Origin of the sequence: Streptomyces sp. NPDC048257 (assembly GCF_043201855.1) — a bacterium.
In the GTDB taxonomy this organism is placed as follows: domain Bacteria; phylum Actinomycetota; class Actinomycetes; order Streptomycetales; family Streptomycetaceae; genus Streptomyces.
Map to the genome: position 1 here is coordinate 133,597 of NZ_JBICZI010000012.1, position 18,129 is coordinate 151,725.

Below are 18,129 nucleotides of genomic sequence, written 5' to 3' on the forward strand. Positions count from 1 at the left end.
TCCGGGGCTGTTTCGCTACCTCGGACGAGGCATCCCCGGGTGCCGCCGGGTACAGTGCGGAGATCAGCAGACTTGCATGGTGAGGCCCCAGTGTTGACGCAGACCACCACCCGGGTCCTTGAACCCAGTGATCTCGACGCCGCGCTCGAAATCCTCGGACGCGAGCCGGTCGAGAACGCTTTCGTCACCTCCCGGGTCCAGGTCGCCGGACTCGACCCTTGGCGCCTGGGCGGCGAGATGTGGGGCTGGTACGCCGACGGCGAGCTCCGGTCCCTCTGCTACGCCGGCGCCAACCTGGTCCCCGTCTGCGCAGGACCCGACGCCGTCCGCGCCTTCGCCGACCGTGCCCGCCGCACCGGACGCCGCTGCTCCTCCATCGTCGGCCCCGCCGAGGCCACCCGGCTGCTGTGGCAGCTCCTGGAGCCCAGCTGGGGCCCCGCCCGCGACGTCCGCGCCCACCAGCCGCTCATGGTCATCGAGCGCCCGTCCACCACGGTCGAGGCCGACCCGCAGGTCCGCAGGATCCGCAAGGACGAGATGGACCTGATCATGCCCGCCTGCGTGGCCATGTTCACCGAGGAGGTCGGCATCTCGCCGATGGCCGGTGATGGCGGACTGCTCTACCAGGCCCGCGTCGCCGAACTCGTCGCCGGCGGCCGGTCCTTCGGCCACGTCGCGGACGGCAAGGTCGTCTTCAAGGCCGAGATCGGCGCCGCCACCACCCGCGCCTGCCAGATCCAGGGCGTGTGGGTGGACCCCGAGTTCCGCGGCCTCGGCCACTCGGAGACCGGGATGGCCGCCGTCGTCGCGTACGCGCTGCGGGACGTGGCCCCCGTGGTCAGCCTCTACGTGAACGATTTCAACACCGCCGCGCGGGCGGCGTACCGGCGCGTGGGCTTCCGTGAGGTCGGCGCGTTCATGAGCGTGCTGTTCTGACCGCCCGCTCTGCCCGGCCCGGCCGGGGCTGATCCACAAGGCGGGCCACCGACCCCGGCCATGGCATTCCGGCGCCCCGGTACCGCGAAGTAAGGTCGCCGCATGTCGCTGCCTTCCGGAGTCCGAATCGGTCCCCTCGACCTCGCCGCCCGCGTGGACGAGGCCCTGCGCGTGCAGGCCGTCGCCTTCGGCCTCAGCGAGGAGGAGGTCGGCATCCGGCGCTACATCGTGCAGCGCCACATGACCTGCCCAGGCGCCCGCGCCCTCGGAGCGTTCGCCGAGGACGGGGCGCTCAGCGGATTCGTGTACGGGATGCCGAACGACCGCAGCCACTGGTGGTCCACCATCGTCGAGCCGTACCTGCGGGCCGGCGGACACGAGCACTGGCTCGACGGCTCCTTCGTGATCACCGAGCTGCACGTCCACCCCGGCTTCCAGGGCCACGGCATCGGCCGCGCGCTCATCACCGGCATCACCGACGACGCCGACGAGCCGTGCTCGATCCTCTCCGCCATCGACACCGAGAGCCCCGCCCGCGGCCTCTACCGGGCCCTCGGCTACACCGACCTCGCCCGCCAGGTCCACTTCCCGAGCGCGAGCCTCCCGTACGCCGTCATGGGCGCCGCCCTGCCGCTGACCAGGCCCTGAAACGGTTACCACGGGCGGCGACGGCCCCGGTAACCTCCCGGCATGTCTACGCAACACGTGCAGCGCATGTCCCGCCTCATGGCCAAGACCCTCCGCGAGGACCCGGCCGACGCCGAAACCCTCAGCCACCGGCTCCTGGTCCGCGCCGGCTACGTCCGCCGCAGCTCGGCCGGGGTGTGGACGTGGCTGCCGCTCGGCAAGCGGGTCCTGGACAACGTCTCGCGCATCGTCCGCGAGGAGATGGACGCCATCGGGGCCCAGGAGGTGCTGCTGCCGGCCCTGCTGCCGAAGGAGCCGTACGAGGTAAGCGGCCGCTGGTCGGAGTACGGGGACCTGCTGTTCCGGCTCAAGGACCGCAAGGGCGCGGACTACCTGCTCGGCCCCACGCACGAGGAGATCTTCACCCTGCTGGTGAAGGACCAGTGCACCTCGTACAAGGACCTGCCGGTCATGCTGTACCAGATCCAGACCAAGTACCGCGACGAGGCACGGCCCCGCTCCGGCGTGCTGCGCGGGCGCGAGTTCCAGATGAAGGACTCGTACTCCTTCGACGTCTCCGACGAGGGGCTGGCGGAGTCCTACCGGCTCCACCGCGAGGCGTACGTGCGCATCTTCGAGCGGCTCGGCCTGGACCACCGGATCGTGTCCGCGGTGTCGGGCGCGATGGGCGGCTCGGCGTCCGAGGAGTTCCTGGCCCCGGCCGGGGCGGGCGAGGACACCTTCGTGGACTGCCCGTCGTGCGACTACGCGGCGAACACGGAGGCCGTGACCTTCGCCCTCGCTCCGGTGCCGGCCGAGCACCTCGCGCTGGAGGAGGTGGACACCCCGGACACCCCGACGATCGAGACCCTGGCCGCGCACCTGGGGGTACCCGCCTCGGCGACGCTGAAGAACCTCCTGGTCAAGGTCGACGGCGAGATCGTGGCCGTGGGCGTGCCGGGGGACCGCGAGGTGGACCTCGGCAAGCTCGGCGAGCACCTGGCCCCGGCCGTCGTGGAGTTGGTGACGGCCGAGGACTTCACGGGCCGCCCGGACCTGGTACGCGGCTACGTGGGCCCGCAGGGCCTGGAGAAGGTCCGCTACCTGGCCGACCCCCGTGTCGCGCCCGGCACTTCGTGGGTGACGGGCGCCAACCGGGCGGACACGCACGCCCGTAACGTGGTCTGCGGGCGCGACTTCGAGGTGGACCGGTACCTCGACGTGGTGGTCGTGGAGCCGGGCGACCCCTGCCCGTCCTGCGGGGCGGGGCTCAAGCTCGACCGGGCGATCGAGATCGGGCACATCTTCCAGCTGGGCCGCAAGTACGCGGACGCCTTCGGGCTGGACGTCCTGGGCCGCGAGGGCAAGCCGGTGCGGGTCACGATGGGCTCGTACGGCATCGGCGTCTCCCGCGCGGTGGCGGCGCTGGCCGAGCAGACGGCGGACGAGCGCGGCCTGTGCTGGCCGGCGGCGGTGGCCCCGGCCGACGTCCACGTGGTGGCGGCGGGCAAGGCGGTGCCGCTCGCGCTGGCGGAGGAGGCGGCGACGGCGCTGGCCGCGGCGGGCCTGCGGGTCCTGCTGGACGACCGCCCCGGGCTGTCGCCCGGCGTGAAGCTCACGGACGCGGAACTCATCGGCGTGCCCTGGATCCTGGTCGCGGGCCGCCGCTCCGCCGACGCGGTGGTCGAACTCCAGGACCGTGCGTCCGGCACCCGCGAGGAACTCCCCCTGGCCGAGGCCCTGGCCCGCCTGACGTCGTAACGCCGGCCGCGGCCGGGCTCCCGGGGCTCCGCCCCGACCCCGCGCCTCAATCGCCGGCGAGGCTGGATGTGTCCGGCCGGACTGGCGCGGAGCCGGCCGACCGGATTGCGCGGAGCGCAATTTCAGCCTCGCCGGCGAGGCGCGGGTCCGGGCAGCGCCCGGGAAACGGAGAAGGGGCGGGGAGAAGGCTCCGCGCAGCCGCTACTCGCGCAGCCCCTCCCGCTCCTCCTCCGGCGGGGGCGCGTCCAGCATCAGCCCGTCCACCGGCCCGCCGAGCGCGTCCGGAACCGGAGCTCCGTCGAGCGCACCAGCGTCAGCGTCAGCGTCCGCATCCGCGTCCGTGACCTCGGCCGGCCCGGGGCCTTCGGAAGCCGGGCCGGCCGGGGCCGTTTTCTCCCGCACGGGCGCCGCCGCCGGCGGAGGGGCCGAGCGCTCGAGGAAGCGCAGCAGCTCCACCGGGAACGGCAGCACCAGCGTGGAGTTCTTCTCGGCGGCGACCGCCACGATCGTGTGCAGCAGCCTCAGCTGCAACGCCGCCGGCTGTTCCGACATGACCTCCGCCGCCTCGGCGAGCTTGTGCGAGGCCTGCAGCTCCGCGTCCGCGTTGATCACCCGCGCCCGCCGCTCACGGTCCGCCTCCGCCTGCCGTGCCATCGACCGCTTCATCGTCTCCGGCAGCGAGACGTCCTTGATCTCGACCCGGTCGATCTGCACGCCCCAGCCCACCGCCGGGCTGTCGATCATCAGCTCCAGGCCCTGGTTGAGCATCTCCCGGTTGGACAGCAGATCGTCCAGGTCGGACTTTCCGATGATCGACCTGAGCGAGGTCTGCGCCATCTGCGAGACGGCGAAGCGGTAGTCCTCCACCGCCACGATCGCGTTCGCCGGGTCGACGACCTTGAAGTACACGACCGCGTCCACCCGCACCGTGACGTTGTCCCGGGTGATGCCCTCCTGCGCGGGCACCGGCAGCGTCACGATCTGCATGTTCACCTTGTGGAGCCGTTCGACCACGGGAACGATCACCGTGAATCCGGGGTTGCGGATCTCCTCCCGCAGCCTGCCGAAGCGAAAGACCAGGCCCCGCTCGTACTGTTTCACCACCCGGGCCGCGGCGCCCATGTAGACCACGACGCCCACACCCGCGGCGATCACCGCTGTCAGCAGTTCTTCGACCATGACGGCCCCCTGCCGGACATACCTTCCTACCTACGGTATGCCCTACAGCCAGGTCGCGAACTCCAGCAGCAGCTCCGCGTCCCGGCGCCGCCCGGCGGCCAGCGCGCGGTTGCCCGACTCCACCGCCCGGAACAGGGTCCAGCCCCGCAGCCGCTCCCGGTCCACCTCCAGCGCGTCGGCCAGCTTGTTCACCCGGCGCCGGGCGCCCGCCGCCCCCGCCGAGGAGGCCACCTGGTCCTCCAGCCGGTCCCGGACCAGCCGCGCCAGGTCGTACGCCCGCTCGCCGACCAGCGGATCGGGTCCCACCGTCAGCCACGGAGCCCGCTCGCCCGCCAGCACCTTGCCCTGCCGGAAGTTCCCGTGCAGCAGCAGTTCCTCCGGAGGGGCCGCCACCATTTCCCCGCGCATCGCCAGCGCCGTGTCGGCCAGGGCCCGGGTCTCGGCCGGGGCGTCCCGCAGGGCCGCCGACTGCTGCTCCGTGCGCTGCGCCACCGTCTCCCACCCGTGCCCGGCCGGCGGCGCCACCCACAGCCTGCGCAGCGTGCCGCTGGCCTCCAGCAGGGCCTTCGCCTCCGGCAGCGACCGCAGCGACACCTCCGGGTGCAGCCGCTCCAGCAGCAGCGCCCCGTCGTCCTCGTGATGCCGGGTGTCGAGGACCCGTACGGCCCCGAAGCCGCCCCAGTGGGCCAGCGCGGCCAACTCCCGGTCGGGCCGGGCGTGCGGGGGCGCCAGCTTCAGTGCGGCCGGCGTCCCGTCGGCGTACGCCACGAGGACCACCAGGCTGCTGCGGCCGCCCGGGGCCTGCACCCGCCGGGCCTCAACCCCGCGCCGGGACAGCGCGGCCTCGGTGAGTCGGGGCAACTGCCCCAGCCAGTCCGTGTCCTGCGCCGTTTCCGGCATCTCGCCGAGCGCCCGTACAAGCCGCTGCGGCGGTTCGAAAGCCATGCGTGCGTGGTCCCTTTCAGCTGTGCTGGGCCCGTTGCGCCTCGTCAGCGCGTTCCGAGAGCCCAGGGAAGGCTACGCCGACACCGCGCCAGCGTGCCGCGCGCACTGCCGCCGCGCTCAGCGCGTCGGCCGCCTCGCGGCGCAGCGGGCCCGCCGCCGCGCGCACCAGATCGGAGTACGCGCCGGCCACCCGGTCCTCGATCTCGGCGGCCAGCCGCTCGGCGTCGGCCGGGCTGCGGACCTGGAACGGCAGGGCGTACGCGGCCTCCGCGGGCCGCGGCGAGCCGCCCAGCTGCCGTACCGTCCGGGCGAGCGCGTCACGCCGCGCGAGGTGGCCGCCGTAGGATTCCCGGGCCTGCGTCGCGCGGGCGCCGGAGGACCGGGCGCCGATCACCCCGTAGCCGTAGGCGGCCGCGTGCTCGGCGGCGAGTGCGGCCTGGGCCGCCTCCAGGGCCCGGCCGGCGGGGGAGGGTTCGGGCTTCACGACGTGGCTCCGGGGGTCGAGGTCAGCAGGTACGCGTGTACGGCGCCGCAGGCGGCCACCGAGGCCAGCAGCCGGGCCAGCTCCCCGGGGGCCCCGGCCAGGTCGATGGTCCGGGACTCGGACAGGCTGCGCTCGGCGTCCGCGAGCTCGGTCAGGGCCTCGGCGGGCTTCGGCGGCACCGGCTCACCGCTCGCCGAGGGCGCGGCGGCACCCGTACCGCCGGACCGGGACGGGGCGGGGGACGGCGAGGCCGAAGGGGTGAGCGAGAGGGCCGCGGCGTGCGCGGCGACGGCGGCACGCAGGGGCGCGAGCCGCCCGGCCAGGGCCGGGTGGGCCGCCGAGGTGGCGTCGTAACGTTCCAGCAGTCGCGTACTGTCACGGAAGGCTGCCTCCCGCATCCGCCGTTCGAGTGGAATCGTGACGTCGGCGTCGGTGGGGCGGTCGTCGGAGCACCCGGTCAGCAGCACGGCGCCGGCCGCACCGGCGAGCACGGTCCTGCGCGAGGGTCTCGAAGGCAGAGTCCAGGGCACGGCGACGTCCTCCGGGTGATGGCGGGGCAGGGTGTGATCACGGTACCCGGGGCCCTGTCCACAGGGCGGACGGCAACACCCCCTGACACCGGATACCCTTTGACCTGACACACGACGGAAATCACAACAGCACACGCGGCCGAGGAGTCACCCGGATGAGCACCACCCAGAGCGACAGGCTGCGCGGACTGCTGGAGCCGCTCGTCGCCGCCAAGGGCCTGGACCTCGAGGAGATCGAGATGTCCCGGGCGGGCAAGCGCCGGATGCTGCGGATCATCGTGGACTCCGACGAGGGCGTGGAGCTGGACGCGTGTGCCGAGCTGAGTCGCGAGGTCTCCGACAAGCTCGACGAAACCGATGTGATGGGTGAGGACGAGTACGTCCTCGAAGTGAGCTCGCCGGGCGCCGACCGCCCGCTGACCGAGCACCGTCACTACGTACGGGCGATCGGCCGTCTCGTGAAGTTCCAGCTGGCAGAGGGCGGGGAACTGATCGCCCGCATTCTCGAAGCCGACGACGAGGGCCTGGACCTCGAAGTCCCGGGCGTGAAGGGCCGCAAGGCGACCGCCCGCCGCATCGCATTCACCGACATCGCCAAGGCGCGTGTCGAGATCGAGTTCAACCGCAAGGACAAGAAGGAAGAGGAGGCGTAGCCGTGGACATCGACATGAGTGCCCTGCGGGGTCTGGTCCGGGAGAAGGAGATCTCCTTCGACCTGCTCGTCGAGGCGATCGAGTCGGCCCTCCTCATCGCGTACCACCGGACCGAGGGGAGCTTCCGCCGCGCTCGCGTCGTGCTGGACCGCACCAACGGTCACGTGGTCGTGTGGGCGACGGAAGACCCGAGGGATCTCGAAGAGGGCCAGGAGCCCAAGGAGTTCGACGACACCCCGTCGGACTTCGGCCGGATCGCCGCGACGACCGCCAAGCAGGTGATCCTGCAGCGTCTGCGCGACGCCGAGGACGACCTGACCTTCGGCGAGTTCGCCGGCCGTGAGGGCGACGTCATCACCGGCGTCGTCCAGCAGGGCAAGGACCCGAAGAACGTCCTCGTCGACATCGGCAAGCTGGAGGCCATCCTGCCGGTGCAGGAGCAGGTCCCCGGTGAGGACTACACGCACGGGCTGCGCCTGAAGGCGTACGTCGTGCGCGTCGCGAAGGGTGTCCGGGGTCCGTCCGTGACCCTCTCGCGCACCCACCCCAACCTCGTGAAGAAGCTCTTCTCGCTGGAGGTCCCGGAGATCGCCGACGGCAGCGTCGAGATCTCGGCGATCGCCCGTGAGGCCGGTCACCGCACCAAGATCGCCGTCCGGTCCACCCGTTCGGGCCTCAACCCGAAGGGCGCCTGCATCGGCCCGATGGGCAGCCGCGTGCGCAACGTGATGGCCGAACTGCACGGCGAGAAGATCGACATCGTCGACTGGTCGGACGACCCGGCGGAGATGGTCGCGAACGCACTGTCACCCGCCCGGGTGAGCGAGGTCGAGGTCGTCGACTGGGACTCCCGGTCCGCGCGGGTGACCGTGCCGGACTACCAGCTGTCGCTGGCCATCGGCAAGGAGGGCCAGAACGCCCGCCTCGCCGCGCGGCTCACCGGCTGGCGCATCGACATCCGTCCCGACACCGAGGCGTCCCCGGACGCCGACCGGGACCGGGACGGGGAATAAACCGGTACCGTCCGGGCTTCCCGGGACGGTAGACAGGGTGCAGGTCCGCTGTTCCGGCAGCGGATATCAAGACAACACGACAGCCGTTCGATCTTTCCTCCGCCACTTGTCGGGAGAGAGGTCGGTGCGGGGAGGTAGACTTAGGCGTGTCTGGCCGGACGCAAGCCCGCGCATGCCCCGAACGCACCTGTGTGGGGTGTCGGGAGCGAGCGGCCAAGAACGAACTGCTGCGCGTCGTGGCGGACGGAGACGCATGCGTCCCCGATCCACGCGGTACGCGGCCGGGCCGGGGTGCTTACGTGCACCCCGCCGTGGTCTGCCTCGACCAGGCGATTCGCCGTCGTGCGTTTCCCCGGGCCCTTCGGTCCGCCGGAGCGCTCGACACGGAGAACCTGCGCAAAGCCGTGGCCGGTGAGGCCGAGGCCACACCGTAAAGAAGTAGTACGGCACGGATACCCCGTGCGGTCAGGTACCTCGCGAGTTGGAAGTAGGTCGAGATTGCGATGAGCACTCGATGAGTACGCGATGAGTACGCCCATGAAGTAGCGACGGTCCGGCGTAACCCGGACCTAAAAGGAGCGAAGTGGCTAAGGTCCGGGTATACGAACTCGCCAAGGAGTTCGGGGTGGAGAGCAAGGTCGTCATGGCCAAGCTCCAAGAACTCGGTGAATTCGTCCGTTCGGCGTCCTCGACGATCGAGGCGCCGGTTGTACGCAAGTTGACTGACGCACTGCAGGGGCCCGGCGGCAACGCCGGCAAGTCCGCTGCAAAGCCCGGCGCGCCCCGCAAGGCCGCGCCCGCCAAGCCCGCAGCGCCCTCCCCGGCCGCTGCGGCACGTCCTGCTGCCCCGAAGCCCGGAGCGCCGGCCCCCAAGCCGGTCGTCGCCGAGGCTCCGGCCGCCAGCACCCCGGTGACTCCGGCCGCCTCCGGCCCGCGTCCCGGCCCGAAGGCTCCGGCCGCCCCGAAGCCCGCTCCGGCGGCGCCCGTGGCGACCGAGTTCTCCGCGCCTCCGGCGGCTCCGGCCGCCCCGGCGCGCACCGAGCGTCCCGCCGCGGCTCCCGGCCCCCGTCCGGCGCAGCAGCGTCCGGCCCAGGGCCAGGGTGGCCAGGGCGGTGCCCGTCCCGGCGCCCCGCGTCCGGCCGGCGCCGCTCCCGGCGCCCAGGCGCAGCGGCCCGCGGGCCCCGGCTCCTCGGCCCCGCGTCCCCAGGGCGCTCGTCCGGCGGGTCCCCGTCCGGGCAACAACCCCTTCACCTCCGGCGGCTCCACCGGCATGGCGCGCCCGCAGGCGCCCCGTCCGGCCGGTGCGCCCCGTCCCGGTGCCCCCGGCGCCGGTGGCGGCCAGGGTGCTCCGCGCCCGCAGGGTGGTCCCGGTGGCGCTCCGCGTCCGCAGGGCGCCGGTGCCGGTCGTCCGACCCCGGGCGGCATGCCGCGTCCGCAGGGCGGCGCCCCGCGTCCCGGTGGTGCTCCCGGTGGTAACCGTCCGAACCCGGGCATGATGCCGCAGCGTCCCGCTGCCGGTGGTCCCGGTCCGCGTCCCGGTGGCGGCCCTGGTGGCCGTGGCCCCGGTGCGGGTGGCGCAGGTCGTCCCGGCGGTGCCGGTCGTCCCGCGGGCGGCGGCTTCGCCGGTCGTCCGGCCGGTCCGGGCTCGCGTCCCGGCGGCGGTGGCGGCTTCGGTGGCCCCCGTCCCGGTGGTGGCGGCTTCGGCGGCGGTCCGGCCGGTGCCGGTGGCGGCGGTCGTCCCGGCTTCGGTGGTCGTCCCGGTGGTCCCGGTGCCCGTGGTGGCACGCAGGGCGCCTTCGGCCGTCCCGGTGGTCCGGCCCGTCGTGGTCGCAAGTCCAAGCGTCAGAGGCGCCAGGAGTACGAGGCCATGCAGGCCCCGTCCGTCGGCGGCGTGATGCTGCCGCGCGGTGGCGGCGAGACCGTTCGCCTGTCGCGCGGTGCCTCCCTCACCGACTTCGCGGAGAAGATCAACGCCAACCCGGCGTCGCTCGTCGCCGTGATGATGAACCTCGGCGAGATGGTCACTGCCACGCAGTCCGTCTCCGACGAGACGCTCGAGATGCTGGCCGGCGAGATGAACTACGTCGTCCAGATCGTCAGCCCGGAGGAAGAGGACCGCGAGCTCCTCGAGGGCTTCGACATCGAGTTCGGCGAGGACGAGGGCGGCGAGGAATACCTCATGCCGCGTCCGCCGGTCGTGACCGTCATGGGTCACGTCGACCACGGTAAGACCCGACTGCTCGACGCCATCCGCAAGACGAACGTCGTTGCGGGCGAGGCCGGTGGCATCACGCAGCACATCGGTGCGTACCAGGTCGGTACCGAGGTCAACGGTGAAGAGCGCAAGATCACCTTCATCGACACCCCGGGTCACGAGGCGTTCACCGCCATGCGTGCCCGTGGTGCCAAGTCGACCGACATCGCGATCCTCGTGGTCGCGGCCAACGACGGCGTCATGCCGCAGACGATCGAGGCGCTCAACCACGCCAAGGCCGCCGGCGTCCCGATCGTCGTCGCGGTCAACAAGATCGACGTCGAAGGTGCCGACCCGGTCAAGGTGCGCGGTCAGCTCACCGAGTTCGGTCTGGTCGCCGAGGAGTACGGCGGCGACACGATGTTCGTCGACATCTCCGCCAAGCAGGGTCTGCACATCGACTCCCTGCTCGAGGCCGTCGTCCTCACCGCCGACGCCTCGCTCGACCTGCGGGCCAACCCGGAGCAGGACGCTCAGGGTATTGCGATCGAGTCCCACCTCGACCGCGGCCGCGGTGCCGTCGCCACCGTCCTCGTCCAGCGCGGTACCCTCCGCGTCGGCGACACGATGGTCGTGGGCGACGCCTACGGCCGCGTGCGCGCCATGCTCGACGACAAGGGCAACAACGTCGAGGAAGCGGGTCCGTCGACCCCCGTCCTGGTCCTGGGTCTCACCAACGTCCCCGGCGCCGGCGACAACTTCCTCGTCGTCGACGAGGACCGTACGGCCCGTCAGATCGCCGAGAAGCGTGCTGCGCGTGAGCGCAACGCCAACTTCGCCAAGCGCGTCCGTCGTGTGTCCCTCGAGGACCTCGACTCCGTGCTCAAGGCCGGTCTGGTCCAGGAACTCAACCTCATCATCAAGGGCGACGCGTCCGGTGCGGTCGAGGCTCTCGAGTCCTCGCTGCTCCAGCTCGACGTCGGTGAAGAGGTCGACATCCGGGTCCTGCACCGCGGTGTGGGTGCGGTCACCGAGTCCGACATCTCGCTGGCGATGGGCTCCGACGCCATCGTCATCGGTTACAACGTCCGTGCGGCCGGCCGTGCCGCGCAGATGGCGGACCGCGAGGGCGTCGACGTCCGCTACTACTCGGTGATCTACCAGGCCATCGAGGAGATCGAGGCGGCCCTGAAGGGTCTCCTCAAGCCGGAGTACGAAGAGGTCGAGCTCGGTACGGCGGAGGTCCGCGAGATCTTCCGCTCGTCCAAGCTGGGCAACATCGCCGGTGTTCTCATCCGGTCCGGCGAGGTCAAGCGCAACACCAAGGCGCGGCTCCTGCGCGACGGCAAGGTCGTCGCCGAGAACCTCACCATCTCCGGTCTGCGCCGCTTCAAGGACGACGTCACCGAGATCCGCGAGGGCTTCGAGGGTGGTATCAACCTCGGTTCCTTCAACGACATCAAGATCGACGACGTCATCGCGACGTACGAGATGCGCGAGAAGCCCCGCGCGTAAGCGCGAAGCACATCGCACGTGTCGTAGCTCGTAGCACCGGGGCCGGTCGGCGGAATATCCGTCGATCGGCCCCGGCCGTTGCGTGTACGGTTCTGGTGACCCGGCCGCGCGAGCGCCGGGTGAACCTGCCGGGCGACGGCCCGGCAGGCCACCGAACCCGCACCGGCGGGATATCCGGAACTGCATGTACGTGGGGACTCTGTCCTTCGACCTGCTCCTCGGCGACGTCCACTCGCTGAAGGAGAAACGCTCCGTCGTCCGACCCATCGTCGCCGAGCTCCAGAGGAAGTTCTCCGTGAGCGCGGCCGAGGTGGGCGACCAGGACCTCCACCGCCGGGCGCGGGTCGGAGTCGCTCTGGTCAGCGGGGACGCGGGGTTCCTCTCGGACGTACTGGACCGCTGCGAGCGGCTGGTCGCGGCGCGTCCGGAAGTGGAGCTGCTGTCCGTACGACGGCGCTTCCACGGTGATGAAGACTGACTTATAGCTTGTCTGCAAGACAGAAGAAGGAGACGGACCAGTGGCCGACAATGCGCGGGCGAAGAAGCTGGCGGACCTCATCCGGGAGGTGGTGGCCGAGAAGCTGCTGCGCGGAGTCAAGGACCCCCGCCTCGGTACGCACGTGACCATCACGGACACCCGCGTCACCGGCGACCTGCGGGAGGCCACGGTCTTCTACACGGTCTACGGCGACGACGAGGACCGGGCCAGCGCGGCAGCGGGCCTGGAGAGCGCCAAGGGCGTCCTGCGTTCCGCGGTCGGCCGGGCGGCGGGAACCAAGTTCACGCCCACCCTGACCTTCGTGGCGGACGCCCTCCCGGAGAACGCCAAGACCATCGAGGACCTCCTCGACAAGGCGCGTTCCTCCGACGCCCAGGTGCGCGAGGTCTCCTCCGGTGCGCAGTACGCCGGCGAGGCCGACCCGTACAAGAAGCCGGGCGAGGACGACGACGAGGACGCAGCCGCGGAATGAGCACCAACGCAGGTCAGACCCCCCCGGCTCACGCCGGGAGGGGCCCCCTGGACGGTCTTGTCATCGTCGACAAGCCGTCCGGCTTCACCTCGCACGACGTGGTCGCCAAGATGCGCGGGATCGCCAAGACCCGCCGCGTCGGCCACGCCGGCACGCTCGACCCGATGGCGACCGGCGTGCTGGTCCTGGGCGTGGAGAAGGCCACGAAGCTCCTCGGCCACCTCGCGCTCACGGAGAAGGAGTACCTCGGCACGATCCGGCTGGGCCAGAACACCCTGACCGACGACGCCGAGGGCGAGATCACCTCCTCCACGGACGCCACCGGGGTCACCGGGGAGGCCGTGGACGCGGGCATCGCCAAGCTGTCCGGCGAGATCATGCAGGTCCCGTCCAAGGTCAGCGCCATCAAGATCAAGGGCGTGCGCTCCTACAAGCGCGCCCGTGACGGCGAGGACTTCGAGATCCCGGCCCGTCCGGTGACCATCTCGTCGTTCCAGGTGTACGACATGCGCGAGGCGGAGGCCGAGGACGGCACCAAGGTCGTCGACCTCGTCGTCTCCGTCGTCTGCTCCAGCGGTACGTACATCCGGGCCCTCGCCCGTGACCTGGGCGCCGACCTCGGCGTCGGCGGGCACCTCACCGCGCTGCGCCGCACGCGGGTGGGCCCGTACAAGCTCGACAAGGCGCGCACCCTGGACCAGCTCCAGGAGGAGCTCACCGTCATGCCCATCGGCGAGGCGGCCGCCGCGGCCTTCCCGCGCTGGGACCTGGACGCCCGACGGGCCTCGCTGCTCGCCAACGGCGTGCGGATCGACATGCCGCAGGAGTACGAGGCCGGCCGCACGATCGCGGTCTTCGGGCCGCAGGGGCACCTGCTCGGGCTCGTCGAGAACAAGAACGGAAAGGCGAAGTCCCTCGCGGTCTTCGTCTGACCCGGATCTTCCACCGGTCCGGATCCTTCAGGGGTCCGGACCCCTCCACCCGGTCACCGGGTGTGGTGTTGACGTGGAGCGGTGAGCGCACATGGTCTGCCGCTCACCGCTCCACGACCCCCCTCGGGTAGGTCTCTATCCACCCGGACCCCTGTATTCACCCGTCCGAGCAGGCGCTCGGAGTGAATGGAGGGAGCGTAAGGGGGCGCTTTCGCCTCGCGTGCTTTTCCTGCTGATCTTCACCTGCCTACCGTCGTGAGCACGGGGGCGTTGCGGGGGAGCGGTGCGGGGAGTGGTGCGGCCATGGCGGAGCTCGTCAAAATCTGCGATCCCGCCGGTCGGGCGCGCGGCAGCGGATTCGTCGCCGACGACCGCGGGACGGTGGTCACCAGCCACGAGGCCGTCGAGGGGCTGACCCGGGTGGTGCTGCACGCGCCGGGACCGGCCGGGCGGACCTGGCTGGCCGAGGCGGCGGACGTGACCGCCCTGCCGGGGCTCGCGCTGGCGCTCGTACGGACCGACGGGCTCGGGATGCGGCCGCTGCCGGTGGCACTGCGCGAGGTGATCGAACCCGGGACGTACGTACGGCTGCCCGCGCGGGGATGGCGGCAGGCGCGGGTGCTGGGTGGCGCGGAGGTCACGTACCCGGCGACGGACCGGTTCCACCCGGTGCCCGCGGGCGTGGCCGTCGAGCTGGCGATCGGCACGGACGGGCGGGACGCGCTGCGCTGGGGCGGGGAGGCCTGCGGGGGCCCGGTCCTGGACGCCGGAACCGGAGCGGTGCTCGCGGTACTGGGCACCGCACTGCGGGCGGCGGCCGGGGCCGACCCGGACGGCCCGCTGGCCGCGCTGCTGGAACGCAACGCCGCGACCGTCCCCGGCCACGGCGCCGACCTGAACCTCGCCGGGGCACTGGAGCTGACCGCGACCACGCTCGGAGCCTCCATCCCGCCGGAGGGGCCGCAACCCGTGGAACGCCCGGGCACCGCCGCCGAATTGGCCGCCTTCACCGAGGGGGACCGCCCGGTGCTCGGCCTCGTGGGGGAGCCGGGCACGGGCCGCACGACGGCGCTCGCGGCCCTGGCCGTACGCCGCGCACGGGGCGCCCGCCCGGCGCCGACGCTCTGGCTGCGCGGCGCGGACCTGCGCGCAGGGGACACCTCCCTGGCCGACGCGGCGACGCGGGCACTGGTGACGGCGGCCCGAATCGTCTCCACGTCCACCGCCCCGACGCCGCCGGGCCCGTGGCCCGACGGCCTCGGGGCGGGTACGGCAGCGGCCACCGACCGGGGTACGGGTGTCGGGGACTGCGGGATCGACGACCAGCGGGGGGTGCCGGGCGCAGGGGCCGGCGGCCGCAGGGCGGGTACGGAGGCGGCGGGCGAGGGGCGCCAACCCGGCACGGCCCGGGACCCGGACGCGGGCACCGACCGGGACACCGGCATCGGGGCCAGCGCGATCGACTCCCAGCGGACGGGGCCGGACCGGGGGCCTGCCGGCCCCCGGGCGGGCGCAGCGGCCGGGGACAGCGAGCAGCAGCCCGGCACGGGCCGGGACCTGGATGCGGCCACCGACCGGGACACCGGTATCGGGGGCAGCGAGGTCCACCCCCAGGGCACGGCGCCGGGCACGTGGACCGGCGGTCGCGGGGCGGGCGCAGCGGCCGGGGACAGCGAGCAGCAGCCCGGCACGGGCCGGGACCCGGACGCGGGCAACGACCGGGGCTCCGGTATCGGGGGCAGCGGGGTCCGCCCCCAGAGCACGGCGCCGGGCGCGTGGACCGGCCACGGCACTGGCCCCCACCACGGCCCCGGTGTGGGTATCGTCCCGGGGCCGGGCGGCGGCACCGGCTTGGGCCACGGCGCCGAGCCGGGCCACGGTACGGGCACCGGCTCGGGTGCCGGCCCGGCCGCCGGCACTCACGGCACCGGTCCGGGCTTCGGCATCGGCATCCACGCCGACGGGATCGCCGAGCAGGTCGCGCGGTTGGCCGCGGGGGCCGGGCGGGGGTTGCTCGTCGTGCTCGACGCTCCCGAGGAGATGCCGCCGGAACTCACCCACCGGCTCGGCCCCTGGACCGAAGCCACCGCCGGGTGGCTGCGGGCGACCGGGGCCCGGCTGGTCGTCGCCGCCCGGCCCGAGTACTGGGAGCGGGCCGGCGCCCTCTACCCGCCCGGGGCACTGCACTCCCCGGCCCGCCCGGCCCGGCGGCTGCCGCCCGCCCTCCCGCTCGCGGACCTCACCGCCGCCGAGGCCGAGGCCGCCCGGGCCCGCCTCGGCATCCCCGCCGACGCCGTCCGCGAGGCCGACGCCCGGCACCCGCTGACCCTGCGCCTGCTCGCCGGGATCCGTGCCGCCGAGGTCACCGCCGGTCGCCCCGGCCGCGACGAGGTCTTCGCCGCGCACCTGGACCTGCTCTGCCTGCGCGCCGCCGTCCGCATCGCCGCCGCCTGCGCCGACGCTGGGGGCGTGAAGGTGCACGGCCCCGGCGTCCGGCGGCTCGCGGCGCGCGTGGCCGGCCGGGTGCACGAGGCCGCACGCCGCTGCCTGGGCCCCGGGCAGGGGCAGGTGGACCGGGCCTCCTTCGAGGAACTCTTCCCGTGGCGCACCGGCTGGGCCTCCGCCGTGCTCACCGAGGGACTGCTGGTACCCGCCGGGCCCGGCTACCGCTTCGCCCACGAGGAGCTGTCCGACTGGATCCAGGCCGGTCACCTCGACGTGCCGACGGCCCTCGGCCTCCTCGTCCACGGCCCCGCCGGGCCCGGACTGCCCGTGCCCCGGCACCGGATCGGGCCCGTCCTGGAGGCCCTGCGCAGACTCGCCCCCGACCAGCTGCGCACGGAGCTCACCGGGCTCGTCCACCGCCTCAACCGCCTGGCCGAGGAACCGGAGCGAGCCACCCGGGACAGCGCCTGGTGGGCCGCCCGGCTGCTGCGCGAGACCCTGCTCCGGGCCCCCGACGCGCGGCCCCACCTCCCCGTCCTGCACGCCCTCGCCGAGCACGTGACCCGGGCCGGACCGGGGGAGTTCGGCGGCTGGTTCTGGACCCGGCTCCGGCTGCCCGAGCCCGACCGCCTCGACCTGCTGCGCCGCCTGCTGCCCGCCGACCCCGCCGAGGCGGTCCCCGGCGACCGCTACCTCGACGCCGCGGCCCGCCGCCTCGCCCGGGACCCGCAGCGCGCGCAGCCGCTGCTCTGCGCCTGGTTCGGCGACGGCCGCCGGCTGCGCGGCCGCCCCGGGGCGACCGTCGCCACCGCCGCCCAGGCCCTGCTGCACACCCACCGCAGCCTCGCCGTGGACGACCTCACCGAGGCGCTCGTCACCGCCGCGCACCCGCGCGCCGACGAGCTGCTCGCCGTACTCGCCGAGGAGGAGCCCTCCGCCCTGTGCCGCGCCGTCGACCGCTGGGCGCACGACGAACGGCCCGGGCGCCGGGTCGCGGCCGCCGCCTACGGGCTCGCCACCGCCCCGCACGCGCGCACCCCCGCCGACCGCGAGCTGCTGCGCTACGCCGCCCAGGCGCTGCTCGCCCGCCCCGCCGACTCCACCCTGCACGGCAGCGCCCTCGCGATCCTGCTCCGCGACCCGCAGGTGCGCGGCCGCTACCTGCCCGACGCCCTCACCTGCTTCCGCGATCCCGAGCTCGGCTCCCGGCTGCCCGCGGCGGCGCTGGTCGCGGCGCTGCCCGTACTGCCCGACCCGGACGAGGTGTTCGCCGCACTGCGCGCCCGGGCCGACGGGGAGGTGGTCCGGGCCCTGGCCACGCTGACCACACCGGGGCTGGCCCGGCGCGCGGCCGACCTCGTACGGGAACACCTCGCGCGGTGCCCCGCGGACGCTCCGCACGCCGCCTTCTTCGTGGACCGGCGGCTCGACCAGGGCCCGGCCGCCGCCTCGGTGGTGCGGCCGCTGGTGCTGGACCTGCTGCGCAGCGCCCCCGCCGGGGTACGGGCCGAGCTGGCCGCCGTACTGGCCGCGCCCGGCGGGGAGACCTCGTACCCGCTGCGCGGGGATCTGGCCGACACCCTGCTGCGCGAGGAGGCCGATCCGAACGTGCTCGACGCCTTCCTCGGGACCCTCGCGGCGAAGGCCGCCGGGCGCCCGGAGGACCGTACGCGAGAGCTGCTGCGGCGCACCGGACGGCAGCTGCTGCGGACCCCCGGCGGTCCGGCGGTCTTCGAACGCCGGACGGTGGAGCTGGCCCGGGCCGAACCGGCCTTCGGGGCCCTGGTGGCCCGCTGGCTGGCGACGGCGGCGGCCGAGGCCGCGGCCCTGCTGGGGCCGAGCGCCCGGCGCACGGTGGAGACCCTCGGCAGGGCGGCGCCGGATGTGACGTGACGACAGACACGGCGGCCGATCCAGTCAGATGCCGATGCGGGGCCCCGGCCA

The 18,129-nt window shown here is 73.6% G+C and carries 15 protein-coding genes; 11 read left to right on the forward strand and 4 right to left on the reverse strand.

The window, feature by feature from the left end; translation table 11 throughout:
* The first annotated feature begins 90 nt into the window (after positions 1 to 90).
* The 3 genes from ACGFZK_RS23325 (at position 91) to ACGFZK_RS23335 (ending at position 3,324) form a co-directional block, all read left to right on the forward strand.
* Complete coding sequence (locus ACGFZK_RS23325) at positions 91 to 936, forward strand: GNAT family N-acetyltransferase (protein ID WP_393850779.1); 846 nt, start codon at positions 91 to 93, stop codon at positions 934 to 936.
* 102 nt (positions 937 to 1,038) lie between these two features.
* The gene (locus ACGFZK_RS23330) at positions 1,039 to 1,584 is read left to right on the forward strand and encodes a GNAT family N-acetyltransferase (protein ID WP_393850780.1); all 546 of its coding nucleotides are present in this window, start codon (positions 1,039 to 1,041) and stop codon (positions 1,582 to 1,584) included.
* 42 nt (positions 1,585 to 1,626) lie between these two features.
* Positions 1,627 to 3,324 (forward strand): proline--tRNA ligase, encoded by a 1,698-nt coding sequence (locus ACGFZK_RS23335; RefSeq protein ID WP_393850781.1) that lies wholly within the window; start codon positions 1,627 to 1,629, stop codon positions 3,322 to 3,324.
* Between the two features lie 201 nt (positions 3,325 to 3,525).
* Here ACGFZK_RS23335 and ACGFZK_RS23340 read toward each other — a convergent pair whose 3' ends face one another.
* The 4 genes from ACGFZK_RS23340 to ACGFZK_RS23355 are packed head-to-tail and all read right to left on the reverse strand — an operon-like array spanning position 3,526 to position 6,462.
* Positions 3,526 to 4,503 (reverse strand): slipin family protein, encoded by a 978-nt coding sequence (locus ACGFZK_RS23340; RefSeq protein ID WP_393850782.1) that lies wholly within the window; start codon positions 4,501 to 4,503, stop codon positions 3,526 to 3,528.
* Between the two features lie 42 nt (positions 4,504 to 4,545).
* On the reverse strand, positions 4,546 to 5,448 hold the full coding sequence (locus tag ACGFZK_RS23345) for an aminoglycoside phosphotransferase family protein (protein WP_393850783.1): 903 nt from the start codon (positions 5,446 to 5,448) through the stop codon (positions 4,546 to 4,548).
* A 16-nt stretch (positions 5,449 to 5,464) separates the two neighbouring features.
* Positions 5,465 to 5,932: a ferritin-like domain-containing protein gene (locus ACGFZK_RS23350; RefSeq protein WP_393850784.1), complete on the reverse strand. Its 468-nt coding sequence runs from the start codon at positions 5,930 to 5,932 to the stop codon at positions 5,465 to 5,467.
* The gene (locus ACGFZK_RS23355) at positions 5,929 to 6,462 is read right to left on the reverse strand and encodes a hypothetical protein (RefSeq protein WP_393850785.1); all 534 of its coding nucleotides are present in this window, start codon (positions 6,460 to 6,462) and stop codon (positions 5,929 to 5,931) included. The genes ACGFZK_RS23350 and ACGFZK_RS23355 overlap by 4 nt, the downstream gene beginning before the upstream one ends.
* Before the next feature lie 155 nt (positions 6,463 to 6,617).
* On the opposite strand from ACGFZK_RS23355, the gene rimP reads away from it, so the two are divergent.
* The 8 genes from rimP (at position 6,618) to ACGFZK_RS23395 (ending at position 18,078) form a co-directional block, all read left to right on the forward strand.
* Positions 6,618 to 7,115, forward strand: a complete 498-nt coding sequence (gene rimP, locus ACGFZK_RS23360; protein ID WP_030718678.1) for a ribosome maturation factor RimP — start codon at positions 6,618 to 6,620, stop codon at positions 7,113 to 7,115.
* Positions 7,116 to 7,117: 2 nt separating this feature from the next.
* Positions 7,118 to 8,128: a transcription termination factor NusA gene (gene nusA / locus ACGFZK_RS23365; RefSeq protein WP_393850786.1), complete on the forward strand. Its 1,011-nt coding sequence runs from the start codon at positions 7,118 to 7,120 to the stop codon at positions 8,126 to 8,128.
* 146 nt (positions 8,129 to 8,274) lie between these two features.
* Positions 8,275 to 8,562: a YlxR family protein gene (locus ACGFZK_RS23370; RefSeq protein WP_393850787.1), complete on the forward strand. Its 288-nt coding sequence runs from the start codon at positions 8,275 to 8,277 to the stop codon at positions 8,560 to 8,562.
* A 149-nt stretch (positions 8,563 to 8,711) separates the two neighbouring features.
* Positions 8,712 to 11,837, forward strand: coding sequence for a translation initiation factor IF-2 (infB, locus tag ACGFZK_RS23375; RefSeq protein ID WP_393850788.1), 3,126 nt, complete (start codon positions 8,712 to 8,714; stop codon positions 11,835 to 11,837).
* Positions 11,838 to 12,021: 184 nt separating this feature from the next.
* Entirely contained in the window at positions 12,022 to 12,315 is a 294-nt protein-coding gene (locus ACGFZK_RS23380; protein ID WP_393850789.1) for a DUF503 domain-containing protein, read from the forward strand.
* A 40-nt stretch (positions 12,316 to 12,355) separates the two neighbouring features.
* Entirely contained in the window at positions 12,356 to 12,808 is a 453-nt protein-coding gene (rbfA, locus tag ACGFZK_RS23385; RefSeq protein ID WP_215012874.1) for a 30S ribosome-binding factor RbfA, read from the forward strand.
* Positions 12,805 to 13,740 (forward strand): tRNA pseudouridine(55) synthase TruB, encoded by a 936-nt coding sequence (gene truB, locus ACGFZK_RS23390; protein ID WP_393850790.1) that lies wholly within the window; start codon positions 12,805 to 12,807, stop codon positions 13,738 to 13,740. Before rbfA ends, truB begins: the two co-directional genes overlap by 4 nt.
* 303 nt (positions 13,741 to 14,043) lie before the next feature.
* Complete coding sequence (locus ACGFZK_RS23395) at positions 14,044 to 18,078, forward strand: hypothetical protein (RefSeq protein ID WP_393850791.1); 4,035 nt, start codon at positions 14,044 to 14,046, stop codon at positions 18,076 to 18,078.
* Positions 18,079 to 18,129 lie beyond the last annotated feature (51 nt).

Excerpts from the sequence above, each read along its gene's own strand:
- ACGFZK_RS23395 (WP_393850791.1), top strand. The coding sequence starts at position 14,044 with ATGGCGGAGCTCGTCAAAATCTGCGATCCCGCCGGTCGGGCGCGCGGC.
- ACGFZK_RS23340 (WP_393850782.1), bottom strand. The coding sequence starts at position 4,503 with ATGGTCGAAGAACTGCTGACAGCGGTGATCGCCGCGGGTGTGGGCGTC.
- rimP (WP_030718678.1), top strand. The coding sequence starts at position 6,618 with ATGAGCACCACCCAGAGCGACAGGCTGCGCGGACTGCTGGAGCCGCTC.
- truB (WP_393850790.1), top strand. The coding sequence starts at position 12,805 with ATGAGCACCAACGCAGGTCAGACCCCCCCGGCTCACGCCGGGAGGGGC.
- ACGFZK_RS23335 (WP_393850781.1), top strand. The coding sequence starts at position 1,627 with ATGTCTACGCAACACGTGCAGCGCATGTCCCGCCTCATGGCCAAGACC.
- ACGFZK_RS23345 (WP_393850783.1), bottom strand. The coding sequence starts at position 5,448 with ATGGCTTTCGAACCGCCGCAGCGGCTTGTACGGGCGCTCGGCGAGATG.
- ACGFZK_RS23380 (WP_393850789.1), top strand. The coding sequence starts at position 12,022 with ATGTACGTGGGGACTCTGTCCTTCGACCTGCTCCTCGGCGACGTCCAC.
- ACGFZK_RS23330 (WP_393850780.1), top strand. The coding sequence starts at position 1,039 with ATGTCGCTGCCTTCCGGAGTCCGAATCGGTCCCCTCGACCTCGCCGCC.